This window comes from Nonomuraea sp. NPDC054003 (assembly GCF_055585125.1).
The window spans coordinates 62,922-85,034 of sequence record NZ_JBVJKR010000008.1 but is presented as its reverse complement, the minus strand read 5'-3'; the positions used below and the strand labels follow the sequence as shown (position 1 = coordinate 85,034).

The 22,113-nt window shown below is 71.9% G+C and carries 18 protein-coding genes; 11 read left to right on the top strand and 7 right to left on the bottom strand.

From position 1 onward, the window contains the following. Positions 1-35: 35 nt before the first annotated feature. Positions 36-1,532: a M28 family metallopeptidase gene (locus ACZ6YG_RS21870; protein WP_466019054.1), complete on the top strand. Its 1,497-nt coding sequence runs from the start codon at positions 36-38 to the stop codon at positions 1,530-1,532. Positions 1,533-1,738: 206 nt separating this feature from the next. Here the strand turns inward: ACZ6YG_RS21870 and ACZ6YG_RS21865 are convergent, their stop codons facing one another. Continuing rightward, on the bottom strand, positions 1,739-4,330 hold the full coding sequence (locus ACZ6YG_RS21865; RefSeq protein WP_466019053.1) for a M28 family peptidase: 2,592 nt from the start codon (positions 4,328-4,330) through the stop codon (positions 1,739-1,741). 121 nt (positions 4,331-4,451) lie between these two features. On the opposite strand from ACZ6YG_RS21865, the gene ACZ6YG_RS21860 reads away from it, so the two are divergent. After that, positions 4,452-5,015: an ArsR/SmtB family transcription factor gene (locus tag ACZ6YG_RS21860; RefSeq protein WP_271278122.1), complete on the top strand. Its 564-nt coding sequence runs from the start codon at positions 4,452-4,454 to the stop codon at positions 5,013-5,015. 22 nt (positions 5,016-5,037) lie between these two features. Continuing rightward, positions 5,038-5,934 carry an NAD-dependent epimerase/dehydratase family protein gene (locus tag ACZ6YG_RS21855; RefSeq protein WP_148034016.1) on the top strand — a complete coding sequence of 299 codons (897 nt, stop codon included), beginning with the start codon at positions 5,038-5,040 and terminating at the stop codon, positions 5,932-5,934. Between the two features lie 69 nt (positions 5,935-6,003). Here the strand turns inward: ACZ6YG_RS21855 and ACZ6YG_RS21850 are convergent, their stop codons facing one another. From ACZ6YG_RS21850 to ACZ6YG_RS21830, 5 genes are read right to left on the bottom strand one after another with little or no spacing between them, the layout of a single operon-like run. Then, positions 6,004-7,290, bottom strand: a complete 1,287-nt coding sequence (locus ACZ6YG_RS21850; RefSeq protein WP_219545608.1) for an ABC transporter substrate-binding protein — start codon at positions 7,288-7,290, stop codon at positions 6,004-6,006. Positions 7,291-7,296: 6 nt separating this feature from the next. Continuing rightward, complete coding sequence (locus ACZ6YG_RS21845) at positions 7,297-8,322, bottom strand: branched-chain amino acid ABC transporter permease (RefSeq protein WP_219545607.1); 1,026 nt, start codon at positions 8,320-8,322, stop codon at positions 7,297-7,299. Further along, the gene (locus ACZ6YG_RS21840; protein WP_219545606.1) at positions 8,319-9,200 is read right to left on the bottom strand and encodes a branched-chain amino acid ABC transporter permease; all 882 of its coding nucleotides are present in this window, start codon (positions 9,198-9,200) and stop codon (positions 8,319-8,321) included. The genes ACZ6YG_RS21845 and ACZ6YG_RS21840 overlap by 4 nt, the downstream gene beginning before the upstream one ends. Before the next feature lie 2 nt (positions 9,201-9,202). Continuing rightward, on the bottom strand, positions 9,203-9,913 hold the full coding sequence (locus tag ACZ6YG_RS21835; protein ID WP_466019052.1) for an ABC transporter ATP-binding protein: 711 nt from the start codon (positions 9,911-9,913) through the stop codon (positions 9,203-9,205). Then, positions 9,910-10,668 (bottom strand): ABC transporter ATP-binding protein, encoded by a 759-nt coding sequence (locus ACZ6YG_RS21830; protein WP_466019051.1) that lies wholly within the window; start codon positions 10,666-10,668, stop codon positions 9,910-9,912. Before ACZ6YG_RS21830 ends, ACZ6YG_RS21835 begins: the two co-directional genes overlap by 4 nt. A gap of 209 nt (positions 10,669-10,877) precedes the next feature. On the opposite strand from ACZ6YG_RS21830, the gene ACZ6YG_RS21825 reads away from it, so the two are divergent. The 3 genes from ACZ6YG_RS21825 to ACZ6YG_RS21815 are packed head-to-tail and all read left to right on the top strand — an operon-like array spanning position 10,878 to position 14,689. Further along, entirely contained in the window at positions 10,878-12,245 is a 1,368-nt protein-coding gene (locus ACZ6YG_RS21825) for a PucR family transcriptional regulator (RefSeq protein ID WP_271278125.1), read from the top strand. Then, on the top strand, positions 12,242-13,762 hold the full coding sequence (locus ACZ6YG_RS21820) for a long-chain-fatty-acid--CoA ligase (RefSeq protein WP_219545603.1): 1,521 nt from the start codon (positions 12,242-12,244) through the stop codon (positions 13,760-13,762). Before ACZ6YG_RS21825 ends, ACZ6YG_RS21820 begins: the two co-directional genes overlap by 4 nt. Positions 13,763-13,780: 18 nt before the next feature. Next, positions 13,781-14,689, top strand: a complete 909-nt coding sequence (locus ACZ6YG_RS21815) for a rhamnogalacturonan acetylesterase (protein WP_466019050.1) — start codon at positions 13,781-13,783, stop codon at positions 14,687-14,689. Here ACZ6YG_RS21815 and ACZ6YG_RS21810 read toward each other — a convergent pair whose 3' ends face one another. Next, a complete protein-coding gene (locus ACZ6YG_RS21810; RefSeq protein WP_271278127.1) occupies positions 14,690-15,328 on the bottom strand; it encodes a TetR family transcriptional regulator in 639 nt (212 codons plus the stop codon). It abuts the gene before it with no gap. Between the two features lie 139 nt (positions 15,329-15,467). Here ACZ6YG_RS21810 and ACZ6YG_RS21805 point away from each other — a divergent pair, with 139 nt between their 5' ends. Genes ACZ6YG_RS21805 through ACZ6YG_RS21785 form a run of 5 tightly spaced genes read left to right on the top strand, consistent with a single transcriptional unit; the run spans position 15,468 to position 22,107 of the window. Further along, on the top strand, positions 15,468-17,096 hold the full coding sequence (locus ACZ6YG_RS21805; RefSeq protein WP_466019049.1) for an ABC transporter substrate-binding protein: 1,629 nt from the start codon (positions 15,468-15,470) through the stop codon (positions 17,094-17,096). Further along, a complete protein-coding gene (locus tag ACZ6YG_RS21800; protein WP_308248976.1) occupies positions 17,093-18,034 on the top strand; it encodes an ABC transporter permease in 942 nt (313 codons plus the stop codon). Before ACZ6YG_RS21805 ends, ACZ6YG_RS21800 begins: the two co-directional genes overlap by 4 nt. Then, positions 18,027-19,907: a dipeptide/oligopeptide/nickel ABC transporter permease/ATP-binding protein gene (locus ACZ6YG_RS21795; protein WP_466019048.1), complete on the top strand. Its 1,881-nt coding sequence runs from the start codon at positions 18,027-18,029 to the stop codon at positions 19,905-19,907. The genes ACZ6YG_RS21800 and ACZ6YG_RS21795 overlap by 8 nt, the downstream gene beginning before the upstream one ends. Beyond that, positions 19,897-20,874 (top strand): ABC transporter ATP-binding protein, encoded by a 978-nt coding sequence (locus tag ACZ6YG_RS21790; protein ID WP_148034028.1) that lies wholly within the window; start codon positions 19,897-19,899, stop codon positions 20,872-20,874. Before ACZ6YG_RS21795 ends, ACZ6YG_RS21790 begins: the two co-directional genes overlap by 11 nt. 9 nt (positions 20,875-20,883) lie before the next feature. Beyond that, positions 20,884-22,107: an acyl-CoA dehydrogenase family protein gene (locus tag ACZ6YG_RS21785; protein ID WP_364226135.1), complete on the top strand. Its 1,224-nt coding sequence runs from the start codon at positions 20,884-20,886 to the stop codon at positions 22,105-22,107. Positions 22,108-22,113 lie beyond the last annotated feature (6 nt).

The following is a 22,113-nucleotide window of genomic DNA, read 5'->3' as shown; positions in this document are numbered from 1 at the left end:
GCATGACTCCACTGCCGTCACATGGAAAGTGCGACATGACAATTCGCCGAGGCGTCGTCCGTGCCCTCGCCCTGGTCACGGCACTCGCTCTCCCGCTCTCCCTCACGTCTCCGGCCCAGGCCGCCGGAGGGCTCGACGAGGTCTTCGCCAAGCTGCTGGTGAAGCAGGTGAAGGGCGCCAACGTCAGCAAGCATCTCAAGGCCTTCCAGGCCATCGCCGACGCCAACGGGGGCAACCGGGCGGCGGGCACCTCCGGTTACGACGCGTCCCGTGACTACGTCGCCGACAAGCTCCGCAAGGCCGGTTACAAGGTCACCCTGCAGCCGATCGACTTCGTGGCGGGCTGGGCCGAGAACAGCCCGCCCGTCCTGGCGGACTACACGCCCAACGAGGACTTCTTCACCTTCCAGCCGTCGCCGGCCGGCGACGTGACCGCCCCGGTGCAGGGCGTCGACCTGACCCTGCCGCCGGCCCCCACGCCGACCTCGACCAGCGGCTGCGAGATGGCGGACTTCGCGGGGTTCACCGCGGGCAACATCGCGCTCATCCAGCGCGGCACCTGCCCGTTCGCCACCAAGGTCCGTAACGCCGGGTTCGCCGGCGCGTCCGCGATCATCGTCTTCAACGAGGGTCAGCCGGGCCGGACCGAGGCCAACCCGCTGGACATCGGCGAGTGGCGGGCCGGGATCCCGATGATCTACGCCGACTTCGCCGTCGGCAACGCGCTGGCCACCACGGCCACGCCGGTGCGCCTGGCGGTCGACGCGACGCTCACGCTCGGCACCAACGACAACGTGATCGCCGAGAGCCGCTGGGGCGACTCGCGCGACGTGGTCATGGTCGGCGCCCACCTGGACAGCGTCCCCGAGGGCCCGGGCATCAACGACAACGCCTCCGGCAGCGCCGCCATCCTGGAGACCGCGCTGCAGATGCGGCACTTCCCGGTCAAGAACAAGGTCCGCTTCGCCTTCTGGGCCGCCGAGGAGATCGGCCTGCTGGGCTCCGACCAGTACGTGGAGAGCCTGACCCAGGCGCAGCGCGACCGGATCAGGGTCTACCTGAACTTCGACATGGTCGCCTCGCCCAACTACGGCCTGTTCCTCTACGACGGCGACGACTCCGACGCCACCGGCGCTCCCGCCGGCCCGCCCGGATCGGCGCAGATCGAGGCGCGGCTGGAGAAGTTCTTCAAGGACCGCAAGGTGCCGACCCGCGGCACCGACTTCGACGGCCGCTCCGACTACGGTCCGTTCATCGCGGTCGGCATCCCCTCCGGCGGCATCTTCACCGGCGCGGAAGGCATCAAGACGCCGGATGAGGCGGCCCTGTGGGGCGGCACGGCGGGCCAGGCCTACGACCCGTGCTACCACCTGGCCTGCGACACCCTCACCAACGTGAACGCGTTCGCGCTGGACGTGAACTCCGACGCCATCGCCGACTCCACCGCCCGGTACGCGTTCGACCTGCGCACCATCCCGGACCGCCCGGCCGGCGCCCGCGCCGCCCTCTCCTCCGCAACCGCCCAGAACTGACGCCCCGGAACGGCGGGGCCCTGCCCTCACAGGACCCCGCCGTTCCATGTCGCCGGTCAGGACTCTGTCCCGAGGCGGGATGTGCTCTTCCTTGACCACGGCGGGCCGGGCAGGCCGAAGGCTTGCTTACGGCGCCCGGCCCGAGGGGTTTCCCAAGAAGATTTTCAGCTTTTGACCTTCGGTGCGAAGTTCCGCGCCCAGGATGCTCAGAGCACCCTGACCACCGTCACCGAGTCGGTGGGGAGCCCGCCGCCGGACGGGGTCATGTCCACCCCCGCCGGGCGCGGCCGGTGCCCCGGGACGCCGTCGAGGCCGAGCGTGATGTCGGCGACCGCCAGCCGTGGCCGCGTCGCGCTCTCGAACCGGAGCGTGAACTCCACCCCTTCCTCCGGCGGGGCGAAGAACTGCACCTCGAACGGCCACGCCCCGCCCTCCGGCTCGTACGCGGGAAGCGTCACCGGCGCCAGCCCCGGCACCTCGAACGAGCCACCGATGACCGCGACGTCGGCATGCAGGTTCAGCTGGTAGGCCCCCCGCTGGGACCGCACCCGTACCCGCAGTGTGGTCTCGCCGCCGTCACGCCGCTCCTCCAGCACGGTCAGCTCGGGCGCGGGCAGCCCTGCGGCGGGCGCGGTCCCCACGCGGGCGGGCACCTGCCGGTACGGAAGCGGCAGGTCCCAGGAGCCGGGCACGTCCGGCGCCCGCTCGGCCGCCCACGGGTGCGGCGGCTCGGTCATGCTCACCCACGCGGCCTGCCGGGCGTCGGCGTCGAGCACGTACGCCAGATGCGCCAGCCGGGGCCGCTCCTCCCCGAACCGGTTGACCCCCAGCCCCACCCCGCCCAGCACCAGAGCAAGCACCCCAGCCACCACAGGCCCACCCCACACCCCGACCCACCGCCAGAAGCGCCCGCCCCCTCCCCCGCCCGTCCGCCGCCCGACGCGCACACCCGGACCGCCTTCCGCGCCCGTCGTCGGCCCGACGCCGGTCGGCTGGACCGGCGCGCCGCCCCTCGCAGGGACGGCCGCCGGGGCTTCGCCGCGCGCAGGAACTGCCGCCGGGGTCCGGCCACCTCCCGGGGTGACGGCGGCGAGCAGGGGGAGCGCCGACAGGGCGGCGAAGGCGTAGAAGAGACCTGCGGGGGCGGCCATCACCAGCCCGATCGCGGTGCTGATGGACCGCGCCCCCACGCTGAACATCACGACCGCCGGCGCCACCCCGCACGCCAGCACGACCGTCCCCAGCACGGGCCGCCGCCGCAGCGCCAGCGCGCCCGCGAGCCCCGCGGCCCCGGCGAGCGCGGTGAGCGACCCGTAGTTCGACGCCCCGGGCATCAGCAACGCCGCCGCGACCCCGAGCACCGCCAGCCAGAACAGCACCCCGACGGTCAGCACCACCGCGTTCAGCCACCGCCGCAGCGCCACGTACGCCCCCCACACGACGGCCACCGCCATCATGATCAGGCCGAGTCGATACGGCTCCGGCCGGTACGGATCGCTGACCAGATCCCCGTACCCCGGCTCCAGAGCCACGAGCGCCGGCCACAACCCCATGCTCAGCCCGGTGACCATGACCAGCACCCCGAGCACGGCGACCATCCCGGCGACCAACCGCGGCACCGTCACAGGCGCCGCACCCCCGAACCTGGTGGCGGCCCGTGTCCGAGCAGGGCGGGTGCCGCCGGACGCCGGCCCCGCACCCACCCCACCGTCCGGGACGGTCCCCGGCTCCGCCCTCCGGGGTCGTGCCGAGAGGCGGGTGTACGCGGCGAGGGCCAGGACGGCGAGGGCGGCCAGGACAGCCAGTGGGGTGGCGAGTCCCGCCGGGTAGCGGAACACCACGCCGAAGATCGTGAAGAACACCTCGTCCCGGGGCTGCCGGAGCTCACGCAGGTCGGCCGTGCCGAGCTCGCGGACCATGGCGAGCGCGTTGTCCCCCTGCATCTGCAGCGCCCCCCGGTCGAGGGCGGCAGGGGTGTCACGGGGATGGTGGTAGTAGGCGCGCCCGCCGGCGAGCCCCAGGTCGATCCCGATCCACCCGTTCTCCTCCAGCACGGTCAGGTCGGAGTGGAAGCCGGTCCCCCGGTAGGCCCCCACCATCGCGGACTCGCCCACCGGGTGCGGCATGGCCCGCGCGAACGCCCCCACCAGGGCGCCGCCGCCGGGGGTCACGTTGTAGACGGACGACGGGGCGGCGTTCCCCGGCCCCTCCAGGTTGACCACGACGCCGCCGTCCCGCGCCATGGGGTGACGGAGGAACGCCTCGGCCCCGATGAGCCCGGGTTCCTCGCCGTCGCTGAGCAGCAGCACCAGGTCGTTGCGGAGCGGAGGCCCGGCGCGCAGGGCGCGGGCGATCTCCAGGATGGCGGCCACGGACGCCTTGTCGTCGCTGGCGCCGGGCGTGGTGGGCGTGGAGTCGTAATGGGCGGCCAGCACGACGCGGCCGGTGGAGTCGGCGCCGGGGACGACGGCGATCACGTTCTCGGTGACCCCGGCCACCACGTCCCCGCCGAACGGGTGCGCGCCGGCCCCCGTCTGCACCTCGGGCCGTAACCCGAGCCGGGTCAGCTCGGCCACGAGATGGTCGCGGACGGCGTCGCCGGCGGCGGACCCGACGGGCGTTGGCTCGCCGGCGATGCGTTCGAGGACGGGCCAGGCCCGTTCGACGCTGAACGAGCCGGGCGGCGCGTCCCGCCCGGCCGGGGCGGGCGGCAGTTCGGCCAGCCAGGCGGCGACCGCGAGCAGGGTGACGGCGACGAGGGCGACGGCGGCCGGCAGCCGCCGGGAGAGAGCATCCATAGATGCATAATGAACTGTGCACAATGGATTGTGCAAGCTGAGTTGTGCACAATTCACCCCCGAACCCCAGCTAGCAGCGGGCAAAGTTGCACAGAACTCACGCGACAGTTAGGTTGACGCCATGGCTGAGCACGGCACGCGCAAGCTCGACGACCTTGAGGCGCTGCGCGCGCTCGCCCACCCCCGCCGCCAGCGCATCCTCAACCACCTCAGCGCCCACGGCCCCGCCACCTCCGCCGAGCTGGCCCGCGAGCTCGACCTCAACACCGGCGCCACCAGCTACCACCTGCGCGAGCTGGCCAAGCACGGCTTCGTCGAGGAGCTGCCGGAGAAGGCGCACGGCCGCGAGCGCTGGTGGCGCTTCGTCCCCGCCGACCTGCGCTTCCCGCTCCGCAGCGAGCAGGACGAGGAGACCAGGGCGATCATCGACGAGATGAACGCCCGCGCGATCACCGACGACATGCAGGCGTTCCGCCGCGCGCAGGCGGCGGTCGATCCCGGCGGCTGGGGCGACGCCTTCCCCTACTCCCGGGGCACGATCCGGGTGACGCTGGAGGAGCTGGCGGAGTTCTTCGAGGAATACATCGCGCTCCTCGGCAAGTACGACAAGACGGCCGAGGAGGCGGGCCCCGGGGCGCGGCGCGTCCACACCCGCTTCTTCGCCTATCCGGAGTCCGACGGGTGAGCCATCACGGGAAGAGGGTGCGATGCGGGTCGTCGTGACGGGAGCGCACGGCAAGGTCGGCCGCGCGGCCGTGCGGGCGCTGATGGGCGCGGGCCACGAGGTGACGGCGGTCGACGTCACCCGCCCGGTCTGGGAGCGGCCCGACCCGGCCGAGCCCGGCTACCGGCAGGCCGACCTGACCGACGCCGGCCAGGCGTTCGCGGTGGTGCGCGGGGCGGAGGCGGTGGTGCACGCCGCCGCGATCCCCGACCCCACCCACAACCCGCCGCACGTGGTGTTCCAGAACAACCTGATGGCCACGTTCAACATGATCGAGGCCGCGGTGGCGCTCGGCGTGACGCGGTTCGTCAACATCTCCAGCGAGACCGTGCCGGGCTTCTTCTTCGCCGACCGGCCGTTCCTGCCGTCGTACGCGCCGATCGACGAGGACCACCCGGTCGCGCCGCAGGATCCGTACGCGCTCTCGAAACACTTCGGCGAGCAGCTCATGGACGCCGCGGTGCGCCGCACCGGCATCCCGTGCGTGTCGCTGCGGCCGAGCTGGGTGCAGCACGAGGGCAACTACGCCCGCAACCTGGGGCCGCAGCTCCGCGACCCCTACCAGCCGAGCGCGGGGCTGTGGAGCTACATCGACGTGTACGACCTGGCCGACGCGATCGTGCTGGCCGTCGAGTCCGGGCTGCCCGGTCACGAGGTGTTCTGCATCGCCTCGCCCGACAACGCGGCCAACCGGGGGCTGGCCGACCTGATCACCACGGTCTACGGCGAGGCGATCCCGATCAGGCCGCTGTCCAGGCCCGACGCGTCCGGCATCTCCTGCGAGAAGGCCGTCCGCCTGCTCGGCTGGCGGCCGTCGCGCTCCTGGCGCGACTACCTCGGCGAGGACGGGCGGCCGCTGCCGGAGAAGGCGCGCCCGTGACGCCTCGCCTCTGACCGCCGGACGCCGAAGGGCCGTCCGCCTCCGAAGGCGGACGGCCCCTGACCGGCGTCAGTTGCTGAGCGGACCGAACTCCTTACGGGTGTCGATCACCTCGCCGAACACCTCCCAGCGCTCACCCTTGAACTCCATGAGCTGCATCGACTCGATCGGGAAGGCGTCGTCGGCCGAGGTCTGCATGGTCACGCCGGGCAGCAGCATGTCGACCTGGACGTTGTTCAGGTTGCGCACCGACTCCATCAGGCCCTCGCGGGTCTTGCAGGGCGCGGCCTCCAACGCCTTGTGGAAGCTGCTCGCCACGGCCCAGCCGAAGGTGTGGTACGGGATGTTGGGGTCGGCGCCGGGCGCGTACTGCGCCATCTTCTCCTTGTAGAGCTTCATCTCCGCGTCGTCCGCCCACTGCGGGTCGTTCGGGTCCTTATAGTACGAGGACGACACGACGCCCTGCACGTTCTCGAAGCCGACCGGCTTGAGCACCGTGACGGAGGCGGCGACGTTGTTGACGATGTGCAGCGGGTTCCACTTGGTGTTCTTGGCGTCGGCGGCCAGCGCCTGCGAGCCGAACTTCGGGGTGGTGACGTTCAGGAACACGTCGGCGCCTGACTCGGCCAGGTTGCGCATCTGCGGCTCGATGCTGGGGTCGGTGACCTCGTAGCTCTGCTCCGCCACGACGGTGACGTCCGTGCCCTCGATGGCCCGCTTGAAGCCGCCGAACAGGTCCTCGCCGAAGTCGTCGTTCTGGTAGAGGACGGCGACCTTGGCGCCGGGCTTCTCCGTCTTGAGGTACTGGGCGTAGACGCGGGCCTCGGAGACGTAGTTCGGCTGCCAGCCGATGGTCCACGGGTGCTCGGTGTCGGTGCCCCACTGGGAGGCGCCGGTGGCGACGAAGACCTGTGGCACCTTGCGCTGGTTGGTGTAGTCCCAGGTGGCGGTCGTGGAGGGGGTGCCCAGCGTCTGGAAGAGGGCGAACACCTGCTCCTGCTCGACCAGCCTGCGCGCCTCCTCGACGGCCTTCGGCGGCTGGTAGCCGTCGTCGCGGACGACCAGCTCGACCTTGCGCCCGTCGATGCCGCCCTTCTCCGCGTTCACGTAGTCGAAGTACGCCTTGATGCCCTTGGGGATGTCACCGTAGGCGGACGCCGGCCCCGACAGCGGGTAGATGCCGCCGAGCTTGAGCGTGGTGTCCGTGATGCCGGTGGTCTGCTGCCCCTGGCACTGTCCCTGGGCGGCGCTGGTCGTCGCCTGCCCTTCTCCGGTCTCCCCTCGCCCCCCGCAGGCCGCCGCGGCGATCACCAGGGTGGCCGTCACCGCCGTACGGCCGATCGCAGTAAAACGCATGTCGTGTTACCCCTTCCGGAGGGTCTTCTTGAGAGAGTTGGCCGCGCGCCCCGCCAGGCCGGCCAGGCCGGTCGGGGCCACGTACATCACCGCGATGATCAGCAGGCCGAAGATCACGCCGGGCGCGGCCTCGTTGATGTCCTGCGAGAGGCTGGGCACGAACATCACGAACAGCGCGCCGAGCACCGGGCCCGACAGCGACCCGAGACCGCCGACGACGATGCCCGCCAGCAGCGTGATCGACAGCGTGACGGGGAAGGAGTCCGGCGAGACGAACCCGATCACCCACGTGTAGACGCAGCCCGCCACCCCGGCGAACATCGCGCTCCAGGCGAAGGCGAGCGTCTTGTAGTACGAGAGCCGCACCCCCATGACCTCGGCCGCGATCTCGTTGTCGCGCACGGCGTGCAGCGCCCGCCCCACCCGAGACCGGAGCAGCCCGGCGGCCAGCAGGAACGCCGCCACGGCGACGGCCAGGGCGAGGAAGTACAGCCACTGGTCCTCGGCCAGGCCGCTCCACGCGGGCGGCGCCGGCTTGGCCAGCGACAACCCCATGGACCCGCCGGTGACCTCCTCGAACCGCTTGAGTAGCGGCACCAGGAAGATCGCGATGGCCAGTGTGACGAGCGCCAGGTAGAGGCCGCGCAGCCGCATCGCGGGCACGCCCAGCACCAGCCCCAGCAGGAACGCCACGGCGGCGGCCACGGGCAGCGTCGCCAGGTACGGCAGCTCCCAGTGGAACATCATGATCGCTGCCGCGTACGCCCCGGCGGCGAAGAACGCGCCGTGCCCGAGCGAGATCTGCCCGGCGTGCCCGACCAGGACGTTCAGCCCGAGCAGCGCCACCGCGTAGACCAGCACCATGGTGAGCTGGAAGACGTGGAACGGCACGAGCTGGAACGGCGCGTAGATCGCGGCGGCCAGCAGCACGCCGGCCACGATCCACTGCCGGCGGACCCGTCGGCCCGGCGCCTGCGCCTGCCCCCGTGGAGGCGCGCCGGCCCTGCTGGTGACCTGTGTCGACTCGCTCATGCCCGCTCCACCACCGCTCGCCCGAACAGGCCCTGGGGCCGCAGCAGCAGCACGCCCAGGATGATGACCAGCGGCACGCCGACCTTGAGGTCGGGCCCGATGGCCCCGACGTAGGCGCCGGCCAGGGTCTCGGCCACGCCGACGATCAGCCCGCCGGCGACCGCCCCCGCCGGGCTGTCGAAGCCGCCGAGCGTGGCGGCGGCGAAGGCGTAGATCAGGACGCCGCCCATCATGTTCGGCTCCAGGAACAGCAGCGGCGCGACGAGCACGCCGGAGACCGCGCCGACGGTGGCGGCCAGCCCCCAGCCGAGCGCCAGCGTCACGCCGACCCGGATGCCGACCAGCCGGGCGGAGACCGGGTTGGTCGCCACCGCGCGCATCCCGAGCCCGATCTTGGTGTGCTGGAACAGCAGGTAGAGCAGGCCCATGACGATCCCGACGACCGCGAAGACGCCCAGCGTCTGGAAGCCGACGGTCAGCCCGCCCACCTCGAAGGCGCCGCCGGGGAACGGGTTGGGGAAGTCCTTGATGAGGAACGACCAGATCCATCCGGCGGCGGCGTTGACGAAGATGAACAGCCCCACGGTGACGATCACCAGGGTCAGTTCCGGCGCCCCCTCGACCGGCCGGATGATCACCCGTTCGATGAGCATGCCGCCGGCGAACGACACGACCAGCGTGAGCACCAGCGCCAGCCAGAACGGCATGCCCGCCGCGGTGAACTGCCAGGCGATGTAGGTGGAGAACATGGCCAGCTCGCCCTGGGCGAAGTTGACGATCCCGGTGAACTGGTAGATCAGCACGAGCGCGAGGGCCAGGCTGGCGTAGATGGCGCCGGTGCTCAGCCCCTGGATGACCTGTTGCAGGAATCCGGTCATGGTCAGACCCGATAGCCGAGGTAAGACTGGGCGACCTGCTCGTCCTCCTGGATCTGCGCCGCCGTGCCCGAGAGCACGATCCGCCCGGTTTCCAGGACGTGCGCCTGCTGGGCGATGCCCAGGGCGAGATGGGCGTTCTGCTCGACGACGACCACGGTGGTGCGCTCCTGTTCGTTGATGGTCCGCACGATGCGGAAGAGCTCCCGGGTGATCAGCGGGGCGAGGCCGAGCGACGGCTCGTCCAGCAGGAGCAGCCGGGGGCGCAGCATGAGCGCCCGGCCGAGGGCGAGCATCTGCTGCTCGCCCCCGCTCAGGCTGCCCGCCGCCTGCTTGAGCCGGGGCTTCAGCGCGGGGAAGTAGCCGTAGATGCGGTCGAGGTCCTCTTCCAGGCGGTCGCGCCGGGTGTAGGCGCCCAGGCGCAGGTTCTCCTCGACGGTGAGCGGCATGAACGTGCCCCGGCCCTCCGGCACGTGCGCGACGCCCATCCTGGCCAGCGCGTCGGGCGAGAGGCCGAGCAGCTCGGCGTCGCCGAGCCGGACGCCGCCGCGCCCCTTGACCATGCCGGACAGCGCCCGGAGCAGGGTCGTCTTGCCCGCCCCGTTGGGGCCGAGTATCGCGCAGATCTCGCCCTCCCCCACGGTGAGGCTGACGTCGTGCAGCACCTGGGCGCCGCCGTATCCGGCGTTCAGCCCGGAGACCACCAGCTCGCTCATACCGCCGTCCCCAGGTAGGCCTCGATGACGCCGGGGTCGCGCTGGACCTCGGCCGGCGGGCCTTCGGCGATCTTCTTGCCGAAGTCCAGGCAGACGATCCGGTCGCAGGTGCTCATGACGAAGCCCATATGGTGCTCGACCACCACCACGGTCAGGTCCAGGTCGTCGCGGATGGCGCGCAGGGTGCCGGCGAACTCCTCGACCTCGGCCGAGCTGAGCCCGTTGACCGGCTCGTCCAGCAGCAGCAGCCGCGGCTCCGCGGCCAGCGCCCTGGCCAGCTCCACCCGTTTGAGCGTGCCGAAGGGCAGCCCGGCGGCCGGGTGGTCGGCGACGGCCGACAGGCCCAGCCGTTCCAGCACGGCGTCGGCCTGGGCCCGCAGCCGCCGCTCCTCGCCGCGCACGCCCGGCAGCCGCAGCGCCGCGGTGAGGAACCCGGCCCTGCCCCGGTGGTGCGCGCCGACCAGCACGTTGTCCCGTACGGAGATGCGCGGGAACAGGCCGAGGTTCTGGAAGGTGCGGGCGATGCCGAGCGCCGCGATGGCGTGCGGCGGCACCGCGAGCAGGTCCTCGCCCTTGTAGCGCACCTGCCCCGCGTCGGCCTGGTAGCGCCGGGTCAGGCAGTTGAACAGGGTGGTCTTGCCGGCGCCGTTGGGTCCGATCAGGCCCACCATCTCGCCGTTCCCCACGGAGAATCCGACGCCGTCGAGCGCCGTGATGCCGCCGAACCGGACGGTAAGATCGTGTACTTCCAGCATCCGGCCTCCTGGGGCACAGCGAGCGGAAGAATGTTCTGAAGTTGGGGTCAGCGTAGGTTCGGCCCGTCTCCGGCCGCATTGGGCACGGCGACCCAACATGTGCACCGAAGGTTGTCCACAGGACACAGCGACTGTCTCGGAGCGGTTACGAGCCGTTGACCTCCCCGCAACCACCGGGGATCATCCCGGACATGTCCAGTGGTTCCGGTATGGAAACGTTCACTGGTGCGGAGCCGGTCCGGGCGCAGCGCGCGCGGATCCTCTCCGAACTACTCTCCGACGTCGAAAAGCTCGCCGGGGCGGCCGTGGTCACGATGCGCGCCGAGATCCCGGCCTACGCGGCCCAGAGCGAGGAGTTCCTGGCCGACGTGCGCGACCAGGTGGTGCGCCATTACCGGGGCAAGCTCGCCGTGCTGTTCGAGGACAGGACAGTGAAGCCGGACGACATCGCCTACGTCCGCCAGGCCGCGATGCGCCGGGCCAGGGCCGGGATCGCGCTGGCCGACTACATCAACGCCTTCAGGGTCGGCCAGCAGGTGTTCTGGGAGTCGGTGCTGGCCAGGGCTGGCCACACCGCCGCCGGGCGCGAGGCCGCGCTGTCGCTGGCGGCCCCGCTCATGCGGTACTGCGACTTCGCCAGCACGCACGCCGCCCACGCGTACATGGAGTTCCAGCAGTACGCGGCCGCGGAGGCCGTCCGCGAGACCCGGGACCTGCTGGAGACGCTGCTGGCCGGCGCGGTGCCGACGCGCGGGCCGCAGCTCGCCGCCGCGCAGGCGCACGGGCTGTGCGAGGACACCCGCACGCCGCTGCTCGTGGTGGTCGCGGTCGTGCTCGGCCCGCGCACCGCGGTGCCGCGCGGGCCGGACCGGGGCGCCGACGCCCGGCACGCCGCGTGCGCGGCGCTCGCGCGGCTGAACACCGGGGCGAACGCGAGGACCGGCGGGCGGACGCTGTCGGTGGTGCGCCAGTCGGAGATCGTGGCCGTCCCGGTGCTCGGCCAGAACGGCGACCCGGAGGAGCTGTGCGACCGGCTGCAGGCGCTCCGCGAGTCGCTGCTGGCCGAAGGTATCGTGCTGGCGATGGGCATCAGCACGGTCGGCGGGGGCATCGCCCGGATCCCGCAGGCCTACCAGGAGGCTCGGGCGGTGATCGACTTCCTGCCCGAGGACGGCGGGGTGGCCGCGCTGCCGCGCATCACCCCCTTCCAGTACCTCGCCCTGGGCGCCGACGACACCGCACGCAACCTCGTCGACCCGCGCATCACCTCGCTGCTGGACGAGGACCGGGCCAGGGGCGGCGTGCTCACCGCCACCATCCGCGCGTTCGCCGCCGCCGACCTCAACCTGCGCACCGCCGCCGAGCGGCTGCAGATCCACCCCAACACCGCTCAGTACCGGCTGCGCCGCATCCAGGAGCGCACCGGCCGGAGCCTGCGCCACATCAACGACCTCGTCGAGCTGCTGGTCGCGATCGCGCTGCAGGACTCGCTGCCTCCCACCAATCCCGAGCGGAAAAGACTGGCCACCGCGACCAATGAGGACCGGGGGACCTCGGACGTACGGTCGTTCCCATGAACCTCGCCGACCGGCTCCACACCTCCGCCGAGCGACTCGGTGAGAGAGCGGTCATCACGCTGGACGACGCGGTGCTCAGCTACCGGGCGCTGGACGCGATGTCCGCGCGGGTGGCGACGCTGCTGCGCGGCCGCGGCATCGGGACCGGGGACCGGGTGGCGATCATGCTGCCCAACGTGCCGGAGTTCGCCGCGGTCTACTACGGGGTGCTGCGCATGGGCGCCGTCGTGGTGCCGCTCGACCCGCTGCTGCGCAAGCGCGAGATCGCCGCGTACGTGAGCGACTGCGGGCCGCGCCTGCTGATCGCCTGGCACGCCTTCGCCGAGACCGCCGAGGCCGGCGCCGCCGCCACCGGCACCGACTGCTTCTTCGTGGTGCCCGACGAGTTCCGCCGGCTGCTGCGCGGCCTGGCCGCCGACCCCGGGGTGGCCGCGCGCGACGACGGCGACACCGCCGTCATCCACTACACGGCCGGCACCACGGGCCGGGCCAAGGGCATCGAGCTGACCCACGGCAACCTGGGCGGCACCGCCGCGACCATCGCCCGCATGCACGCGCTCGGCGTGGACGACGTGGTGCTGGGCGCGCTGCCGCTCTACCACTCCTTCGGCCAGACGTGCTCGCTCAACGCGACCGTGCACGCCGGGGCGCGGCTGACGTTGATGAGCCGCTTCGAGGCGGGCCGGGCGCTGGAGATGATGCGCCGCGACGGGGTGACGGTCTTCCAGGGCGTGCCGACCATGTACATCGCGCTGCTCGACCACCCGGGCGCCGCCGACCTGTCGCTGCTGCGCATCTGCGTCTCCGGCGGCGCCCCGCTGCCGCTCGACGTGCTGCGCGCCTTCGAGGAGCGCTTCGGCTGCGCGATCGTCGAGGGGTACGGGCTCAGCGAGACCTCCGCGGTGGCCGCCACCAACAGGGGCGGCGACGGCCGGCGGCCCGGCTCGATCGGGTGGCCGGTGCGCGGCATCGAGATGCGGGTGGTCGGCGAGGACGGGCGCCAGGTTCCGTGCGGCGACATCGGCGAGATCGTGGTGCGCGGCCCGAACGTGATGAAGGGCTACTGGAACAATCCGGCCGCCACCGCCGAGGCCATCCGCGACGGCTGGTTCCACACCGGCGACCTGGGCCGGGTGGACGAGAACGGGTTCTTCTTCCTGGTCGACCGGCGCCGCGACGTGATCCTCCGCGGCGGCTACACGGTCTACCCGCGCGAGGTGGAGGAGGTGCTGTACGAGCACCCGGCGGTGCGGCAGGCCGCGGTCATCGGGGTTCCGCACCCGGAGCTCGGCGAGGAGATCGCCGCCGTGGTGGCGCTGCGGGAGCCCGTGGATCCGGACGAACTACGCGCCTTCGTCAAGGAACGGGTCGCGCCGTACAAGTATCCCCGCCACATCTCGGTCTTCGACGAACTTCCGGTGAGCCCGACCGGTAAGATCCTCAAGCGTGCGATCGCGCTGCCGCTCAGCACGCTCCCCCCGCCGGCCCGTGCCAGCGGGCGTGCAGCTCGCGGCTGACCGCGCAGGAGGGCCCGTGTGAAGCCGATCACCCACATCTTCGACGTGGAGCCAGGCCACTACGACGTCAGCGTGGTCATCGGCGGCGCCACGACCCAGGTGCTGGCGGAGGCCAGGCGGCTGATGGTGTGGGCGTCGCCCGGCGACCGGCCCGCGCGCCGCGACTTCACGGTCAACGTCCGCACCCCGGAAAGCCAGCAGAACGGCTTCGACGGCGACGGCAGCCCCGGTCTCACCCTCACGTTCACCGGCCCGGATCCCGAGGTGAGCTCGGTGCACCTGAGCCCGGCCAGGGGGCGGAGCCTGTTCCTGGCGGGCGACTCGACCGTCACCGACCAGGCGACGGCCCCCTACACCGGCTGGGGGCAGCGGCTGCCGCGTCACTTCCGGCGCGGGCTGTCGGTGGTCAACCACTCGGGCTCGGGCGAGTCGTCGGCGTCGTTCCTGGCCAAGCCTGCCATGTGGGCGGCGATGCGCGACCAGCTCGGCCCCGGCGACGTGGCCCTGGTCCAGTTCGGCCACAACGACAAGCACACCAGCGCGGTGGAGTTCCGCGCCAACCTCACCCGCCTGGTGCACGGCATCGAGGCGAGGGGCGCCGCGCCGGTGCTGGTCACACCCGTGGTGCGGCGCCGGTTCCGGGGCGGATGCCTCGACCAGGAAGGGCTGATCGTCAACGGGCTCGGCGTCGACCTGCCGGCCGAGATGCGCGCGGTGGCCGCGGCCCAGGGGGTGGCGCTGATCGACCTCACCGCCGAGAGCCGCGCGCTGGTAGAGGCGCTCGGCCCCGAGGGGTCCGAGCGCCTCTACCTCACGCGGGAGAAGGGCGACGACACCCACACCTCCGAGCACGGTGCGACGCTCTTCGCCGACCTGGTCGCGGCCGGGCTGCGCAGGCTCGGGCTGGTGGCCCCGTACATGATCTGATCAGGAGCCCGTCTGGGTGGAGCGCAGCCACCGCAGCGCGCCCCTCGACAGCGCGACCAGCACGTCGACGGCCTCCTCGATCTCCGGGTAGCGGCCCTCGATGTGGCCGATCGCCAGGGCGTTGGTGGCCGCGTTGATGCCTTCGGCGATCATCTCCAGGCGGCGGCGGTCGCGCTCGTTGTCGGCGGTGTAGCCGAGCGCGGCCAGGTCGGCCGCGTGATGGTCGCGGTAGGCCTTGGCGGTCTCCGTGGCGAACTCCCGCAGCGGCGAGGACGGGTCGTGGCGGGCGCGCAGCTGGATGCGCAGCAGCTCCGGATGCCGGGAGATGGCGTCGAGCGGGATGCGGAAGGTGTCGCGGTGGCTCTCCAGCTCGGTGGGCGCCTCGCGGGCCTGCCGGCGGGCCTCGCGCATGGCGCGGCGCAGGCGCTCGCCGCCCTCGTCGCCCAGGGCGCGCAGGAGATCCTGCTTGTCCTTGAAGTGCACGTAGAAGCTGGACTGGGCGATGCCCGCGGCCTTGGCGACCTTGACCGTCGTCAGGCCCGCCTCACCCTCCTTGTCGAGGATCTCCAGGGCGGCCCTGATCAGCCTCCGCCTGGTCAGGTCCTTGGCCTCGCTCCTGGTGAGCGGTGTGTTGGTCACGGGTTACCTTCTCTCGTCCACCGATAACTGTAGTTGGACCGATCCCCGGTAACGATCCGCCCTCTGGCGCTTGTGCGAAGTTTCACCGATAGTACTATCGGTGAAATTGCTCTCGGGGGATGACCGGGAGGAGGCGTGGATGAAACGCTGGACCAGGCCGTTGGCCCTCGTGCTGGCGGCTGTGACCTTGGTGGCGTGCAGCGGGCAGCGGCCCGGCGCGGCGCCGGCGGGTGAGTCGCCGTCGGACTCGTCGGGGCCGAAGGCGGGCGGCAAGCTCGTGTACGCGCTGAGCGCCGACGCCAACGGGCTCAACCCGGTGACCGACCAGTTCGCGGCGCAGAGCTACAGCATGGTCACCACGATCATCGAACCGCTGGTGAGCATGGACGCCGAAGGCGCCTGGAAGCCGTACCTGGCGGAGTCGCTCACCCCCAACGACAAGTACGACGAATGGGCGATCAAGGTCAGGGACGGCATCTCCTTCCATGACGGCATCTCGCTGACCGGCGACATCGTCAAGGCCAACCTGGAGGCGCAGAAGGCGTCCCCGCTCAACACGGCCGTCTTCCAGCCGCTCGACTCCATCGAGCTGACCGACCCGATGACGGTCACGGTCAAGCTCAAGCAGCCCTGGGTGGCCTTCCCCTACTACCTGGCCGCGCAGGTCGGCATGATCGTGCCGCCCGCGTCGCTGGCCGACCCCCAGGCCGCCAGCCTCAAGCCGGTCGGCACCGGGCCGTTCGTGTTCAAGGAGTACGTGCCGGACAGCCGGATGGTCGTCACCAAGAACCCCCGCTACTGGCGCAGCGGTCTCCCGTACCTGGACGAGATCGAGTTCCGCGTCCTGCCCGACAGCCAGACCCGCGCCCAGACGCTGGAGGCCGGCGGCGTCGACGCCATGGGCACCACCCGCGACGAGGACATCGTCAAGTACGGCGAGCAGAAGGACGCCTACGCGGTGTACCGGACGCAGGGCATGCCGGCGCCCGAGTACACGTTCATGCTCAACACCGCCGTCCCGCCGCTCGACGACGTCAGGGTGCGCCGGGCCCTCGCGCACGCGACCGACCGCGACGCCGTCGTCTCGACCCTGCGCGGCGGGCTGACGGAACCGGCCGACGGTCCCTGGACCAAGGACTCCAAGTGGTACTCCGACCAGGGCGCCTACCCCGCCTTCGACCTGGCCAAGGCCACCGCCCTGGTGAAGGAGGTGGAGGCGGAGAAGGGCCCGGTCGAGTTCGAGGTGATCTCCACGCCCGACCCCAACACCATGCAGGGCGTCGAACTGGTCCAGGACATGTGGCGCAAGGCCGGCATCGACGTGACGATCAAGCAGGCCGACCAGCCGGACCTGATCAACCGCGCCGTCATCGGCAACTACCACGCCACCGTGTGGACCGCGTTCTCCTCCTCCGACCCCGACGGCGAGTACATCTGGCTGCACCAGGCCTACGCGCAGCCCGTCGGCAAGGTCTCGCTCAACTTCACCCGGCTCAAGGACGAGCAGCTCAGCAAGGCGCTCGACATCGGCCGGGTCTCCCCTGACGAGGCCGCGCGCAAGCAGGCGTACGCCACGGTCCAGGAGCGGCTGCGCGAGCAGGTGCCGTACGTCTTCCTCGACCACCTCACCACGGGGGCGATCATCGCGAAGACCAAGGTCCGCGGCATCGACGAGCAGGTGCTGCCCGACGGGGAGAAGCGTCTCCCGCTGACCGGCGCGCCGATCCCCTACCACCCGTTCTCCGGGGTCTGGATCAGCACACAGTGATCCTCGTCGTCCACCGGCTCGTCCGGCTCGTGGTGGTGCTGCTCGTGGTGACGTTCCTGTCCTACGGGCTGCTCAACCTCCTGCCGGGCGACCCCGTCACGCAGATCCTCGGCATCTCGGCCACCGAGGAGGCCCGTGCGCAGCTCCGCGCGGACATGGGGCTCGACCAGCCGCTGATGGTCCGCTACGCCGACTGGCTGAGCGGCCTGCTCTCCGGCGACTGGGGCACCTCCTACATCTCCCGGGTGCCGGTCGCCGACGAGCTGGCCGAGCGGCTGCCGGTCACGCTGGAGCTGCTCGTCGCCGCGCAGCTCGTGGCGCTCGGCCTGGCGATCCCGGTGGGCGTGGCCGCGGCCCGCCGGGCCGGGGGCGCGCTCGACCAGGCGCTCACCGCGATGAGCTTCGCGCTGCTGTCCACGCCGGTGTTCGTGCTCGGCGTGCTGCTCATCCTGATCTTCGCGGTGACCTGGCAGGTCGTGCCAGCCACCGGGTGGACGCCCATCTCGGTGGACCTGGGCTGGAACCTCACCTCGGTGCTGCTGCCCGCGATCACGCTCGGCTGCGGGCAGCTCGCCGTCTACGCGCGGCTGCTGCGCGCCGACCTGATCGCGACCCTGCAGGAGGACTACATCACGCTCGCCAGGGCCCGCGGCCTGTCGCCGCGGCGCATCCTGTGGCGGCACGCGCTGCGGCCCTCGGCGATCTCGCTGATCACCGCCGTGGGGCTCAACCTCGGCGCGCTCATCGGCGGCACGGTGATCATCGAGACGCTCTTCGGGCTGCCCGGCATCGGGCGGCTCATCGTCGACTCCATCTTCTCCCGCGACTATCTGACCGTGCAGGGAGGCGTCGTGCTGATCTCGGTCGGTTACGTGCTGGTCAACTTCCTGGTGGACGTCGTGTACGCGGCCGTCGACCCGAGGATCCGTCGTGCGTAGGCGCTTCGGAGCCGGATTCTGGATCGCGACCGCGTGGATCTCGCTGGTCGTGGCCGCGGCCGCGCTGGCCGACCTGCTGCCCATCCCGGGCTACGACGAGACGCTGGTCGGCCCGCCCCGGTCCGGCCCGAGCGCGGAGCACCCCTTCGGCACCGACGGCCTCGGCCGCGACGTGTTCAGCCGCGTCGTGCACGGCGCCCGCGTCTCACTCGGCGTCGGCATCGGCGCGGTGGTGCTCGGCCTGGGGCTCGGCGCCCCGCTCGGCGTCCTGGCCGGATACCGCAAGGGCTTCGCCGACGCGGTGATCATGGCGGTCAACGACATCGCGCTGGCCTTCCCCTCGCTGGTGTTCGCGCTGGCCGTGGTGGCCTTCGCCGGGGCCAGCCTGCGCAACGTGCTCATCGTGCTCGGCGTGCTGGGCATCCCCGCCTGGGTGCGGCTGATCCGGGGCGCCACGCTGTCGTTCGCCGAGCGGGAGTTCGTGCTCGCCGCCCGCGTCCTCGGCGTACGGGACCGCCGCATCCTGTGGCGTGACATCATGCCGAACGTGGCGGTGCCGGCCGCCTCCTACGCCTTCATCGGCATGGCCGTGGTCATCGTGGCCGAAGGCAGCCTGGCCTTCCTCGGGCTGTCGGTGCAGGCTCCCACCCCGACCTGGGGCGGGCTCATCAACGAGGGCCGCACGCTGATGGAGACCGCCCCGCACGTGGTGCTGGCGCCCTCGATCGTCATGTTCCTGACCGTGCTGTCGTTCAACCTGGTCGGCGACCGGCTGCGGGCGCTGACCGACGTGCGGCAGATCGGGCTGGAGCCGGCCCGGCAGTCCGCGCCGCTGCCCGCGGCTCCCGTGGCGGAGCCCGTCACCGGCGCCCTGCTCCAGGTCGACGACCTGCGCACGCACATCCACACCCCGCGCGGCACGGTCAAGGCCGTCGACGGGGTGTCCTTCACGCTGGAGCGCGGCAGGACCCTCGCCATCGTGGGCGAGTCGGGTTCCGGCAAGTCGATGCTGATCCGTACCATCCTCGGCCTGCTGCCCGCCGCCGACGTGTCCAGGGGCGGGCACGTCCGCCTGGAGGGCGACGACCTGACGAGGTTCACGCCCGAGGAGATGCGCCAGGTGCTCGGCCGCCGGCTCGGCACCGTCTTCCAGGACCCGATGACCGCGCTCAACCCGGTCCGCACCATCGGCACCCAGGTGACCGAGCCGCTCCGGGTGCACCTGGGCATGAGCCGCAAGCGGGCCCGCGAGGAGGCGGCGCGGCTGCTCGCCTCCGTCGGCATCCCCGACCCGGCCCGCACGCTGGGCCGCTACCCGCACCAGCTGTCCGGCGGGATGCGCCAGCGGGTCACCATCGCCATGGCGCTGTCCTGCGGCCCCGACGTGCTCTTCGCCGACGAGCCGACGACCGCGCTCGACGTCACCATCCAGGACCAGGTGCTGCGCCTCATCCACCGGCTGCGGGAGGAGCGCGACATGGCCGTGGTGCTGGTCAGCCACGACCTGTCGGTGGTGCGGCAGTGGGCCGACGAGGTGATCGTCATGTACGCGGGCAAGGTCGTCGAGCACGGCCCCGCCGAGCAGGTCTTCGCCCGGCCCCGGATGCCGTACACCGAGGCGCTGCTGCAGGCGGCGCCGCGGCTCACCGACCCGTCGCACCACCGGCTGCGGGTCATCCCCGGCCGTCCGCCGGACCTGGCCGACGTCCCGCCGGGCTGCCCGTTCCGGCCGCGCTGCGCGTACGCCCAGGACCGGTGCGGCGCGGAGGCCCCGCCGCTGACCGGCGACCACGACCATCTCTACGCCTGCTGGCACCCGACCGGATCGGCGGTCGCCGGCGCGCCGGAAGGAGCCGAGAGCCATGGCCGGTAGCGGGACGGCGCACCTGCGCCCGCGTGACGAAGTGCTGCTCCAGGTCGAGAATCTGTACGTGGAGTTCCCCGCCGGGCGCGGCCGCACGGTCAGGGCGGTCTCCGGCGTGAGCTTCGACCTGGCCAAGGGCGAGACGCTGGGCATCGTCGGCGAGTCCGGCTGCGGCAAGTCGAGCACCGCGCGGGCGCTCATCCAGCTCCCGCGCCCGCGAGCCGGCTCGGTGCGGCTGGACGGGCTCGACCTGACCTCGCTGCGCGGCGAGGCGCTCCGCCGGGTCAGGCGGCGGCTGCAGATGATCTTCCAGGACCCGATCTCGTCGCTGAACCCGCGCCGCCGCGTCCGGGAGATCGTCGAGGAGGGGCCGAAGGTGTGGGGGCGCGGCGCCCTCGACGTCGACGAGGTGCTGGAGGCCGTCGGCCTGGACCCGGCGACGGCGGCGGTGCGGCGGCCGCACGAGTTCTCCGGCGGGCAGTGCCAGCGTGTCTCGATCGCGCGGGCGCTGGTGCTGGAGCCGGAGGTGGTGATCTGCGACGAGCCGGTGTCGGCGCTCGACGTGTCGGTGCAGGCGCAGATCCTCGCCCTGCTGGAGGACCTCAAGGAGCGCTACCGGCTGACGCTGGTGTTCATCGCGCACGACCTGGCCGTGGTGAAGAACGTCAGCGACCGGATCCTGGTGATGTATCTCGGCAAGACGTGCGAGCTCGCGCCCAGCGAGGACCTCATCGCCCGGCCCGCCCATCCGTACACCAAGGCCCTGCTCGCCGCCATCCCCGGCAGCGGGCTCGACCTGCCGCCGGCGGACCGGCTCATCAGCGGCGAGCCGCCGTCGCCGGTCGACCCGCCGTCCGGCTGCCGCTTCCGTACCCGCTGCCCGCGCGCCGCCGAGAGGTGCGCGCGCGAGGAGCCCGAGATCCGCCCGGTGAACGGCGGCGACCACTACGTCGCCTGCCACTTCCCCGACATCTAGGAGAATGCCATGGCCATCGATTTCACCCTCGCCCCGGAGCACGAGGAGATCCGCAAGCGGGTACGCGCCTTCATCCAGGAGGTCGTGATCCCCGCGAGCGACGAGCTGAGCGAGCGCGACCGGGACGCCTACCTGCGCGGCATCTTCGCGCTGCGCGAGAAGGCCAAGGCGGAGGGCCTGTGGCTGCCGCACATGCCGAAGGAGTGGGGCGGCATGGGGCTGGGCCACGTCGAGCTGGCCATGGTGCAGTCGGAGGCGGCCAAGACCCGGCTCGGCCCGTGGGTGCTCAACTGCCAGGCCCCCGACGAGGGCAACATGCACACGCTGCTGCACTGGGCGGACGACTCGCAGAAGGAGAAGTATCTCCGGCCGCTCCTCGAAGGCCGGCAGATGTCCTGCTTCGCCATGACCGAGCCCGAGGTGGCCGGCTCCGACCCCACCCTGATCCAGACCCGCGCCGTCAAGGACGGCGACGAATGGGTGATCAACGGGCACAAGTGGTTCATCTCCAACGCCCGCCGGGCGAGCTTCGCCATCCTCATCGCCAGGACCGAGGACGACGTCCCCGAAGGCCACCGCGGCGCCAACACCGCCTTCCTCATCGACCTCCCGCAGGAAGGCTGGAACGACGTCCGCGAGGTCGAGACCATGCACGGCTCGACCGGCCACAGCGAGATCGTCATCAAGGACCTGCGGGTGACCGACAGCCAGATACTCGGCGGACGCGGCAACGGCCACCGCCTCGGCCAGTATCGCCTCGGCCCGGCCCGGCTCGCCCACTGCATGCGCTGGATCTCCCAGGCGGAGACGGCCCTGGACATGATGGTCGACCGGGCGCTCAACCGCCACAGCCACGGCTCCCTGCTGGCCGAGAAGCAGGGCGTCCAGTGGCTCATCGCCGACTCCGCGATGGAGCTCTACCAGTGCAAGCTGATGGTGCTGCACGCCGCCTACAAGATCGACCGCGGCGAGGACTTCCGCACCGAGGTGTCCATGGCCAAGCATTTCGTGGCCAACAGCCTCAACCGCATCATCGACCGGGCGATCCAGGTCCACGGCGCGCTCGGCTACTCCACCGACACGCCGCTGGCCCACATGTTCCAGCACGCCCGCTGGGCCCGCTTCGCCGACGGCGCCGACGAGATCCACCAGATGCGCATCGCCGAACGCACCATCGCCGCCTACCAGGCCACCGGCTCCACCGCCTCGGCCACGGGTGACCTTCCCTTGTGAACCGAC

Excerpts from the sequence above, each read along its gene's own strand:
- ACZ6YG_RS21830 (WP_466019051.1), bottom strand. The coding sequence starts at position 10,668 with ATGCTGGAAGTACACGATCTTACCGTCCGGTTCGGCGGCATCACGGCG.
- ACZ6YG_RS21870 (WP_466019054.1), top strand. The coding sequence starts at position 36 with ATGACAATTCGCCGAGGCGTCGTCCGTGCCCTCGCCCTGGTCACGGCA.
- ACZ6YG_RS21845 (WP_219545607.1), bottom strand. The coding sequence starts at position 8,322 with ATGAGCGAGTCGACACAGGTCACCAGCAGGGCCGGCGCGCCTCCACGG.
- ACZ6YG_RS21820 (WP_219545603.1), top strand. The coding sequence starts at position 12,242 with ATGAACCTCGCCGACCGGCTCCACACCTCCGCCGAGCGACTCGGTGAG.
- ACZ6YG_RS21850 (WP_219545608.1), bottom strand. The coding sequence starts at position 7,290 with ATGCGTTTTACTGCGATCGGCCGTACGGCGGTGACGGCCACCCTGGTG.
- ACZ6YG_RS21785 (WP_364226135.1), top strand. The coding sequence starts at position 20,884 with ATGGCCATCGATTTCACCCTCGCCCCGGAGCACGAGGAGATCCGCAAG.
- ACZ6YG_RS21825 (WP_271278125.1), top strand. The coding sequence starts at position 10,878 with ATGGAAACGTTCACTGGTGCGGAGCCGGTCCGGGCGCAGCGCGCGCGG.
- ACZ6YG_RS21835 (WP_466019052.1), bottom strand. The coding sequence starts at position 9,913 with ATGAGCGAGCTGGTGGTCTCCGGGCTGAACGCCGGATACGGCGGCGCC.
- ACZ6YG_RS21855 (WP_148034016.1), top strand. The coding sequence starts at position 5,038 with ATGCGGGTCGTCGTGACGGGAGCGCACGGCAAGGTCGGCCGCGCGGCC.
- ACZ6YG_RS21865 (WP_466019053.1), bottom strand. The coding sequence starts at position 4,330 with ATGGATGCTCTCTCCCGGCGGCTGCCGGCCGCCGTCGCCCTCGTCGCC.
- ACZ6YG_RS21790 (WP_148034028.1), top strand. The coding sequence starts at position 19,897 with ATGGCCGGTAGCGGGACGGCGCACCTGCGCCCGCGTGACGAAGTGCTG.
- ACZ6YG_RS21805 (WP_466019049.1), top strand. The coding sequence starts at position 15,468 with ATGAAACGCTGGACCAGGCCGTTGGCCCTCGTGCTGGCGGCTGTGACC.
- ACZ6YG_RS21860 (WP_271278122.1), top strand. The coding sequence starts at position 4,452 with ATGGCTGAGCACGGCACGCGCAAGCTCGACGACCTTGAGGCGCTGCGC.
- ACZ6YG_RS21840 (WP_219545606.1), bottom strand. The coding sequence starts at position 9,200 with ATGACCGGATTCCTGCAACAGGTCATCCAGGGGCTGAGCACCGGCGCC.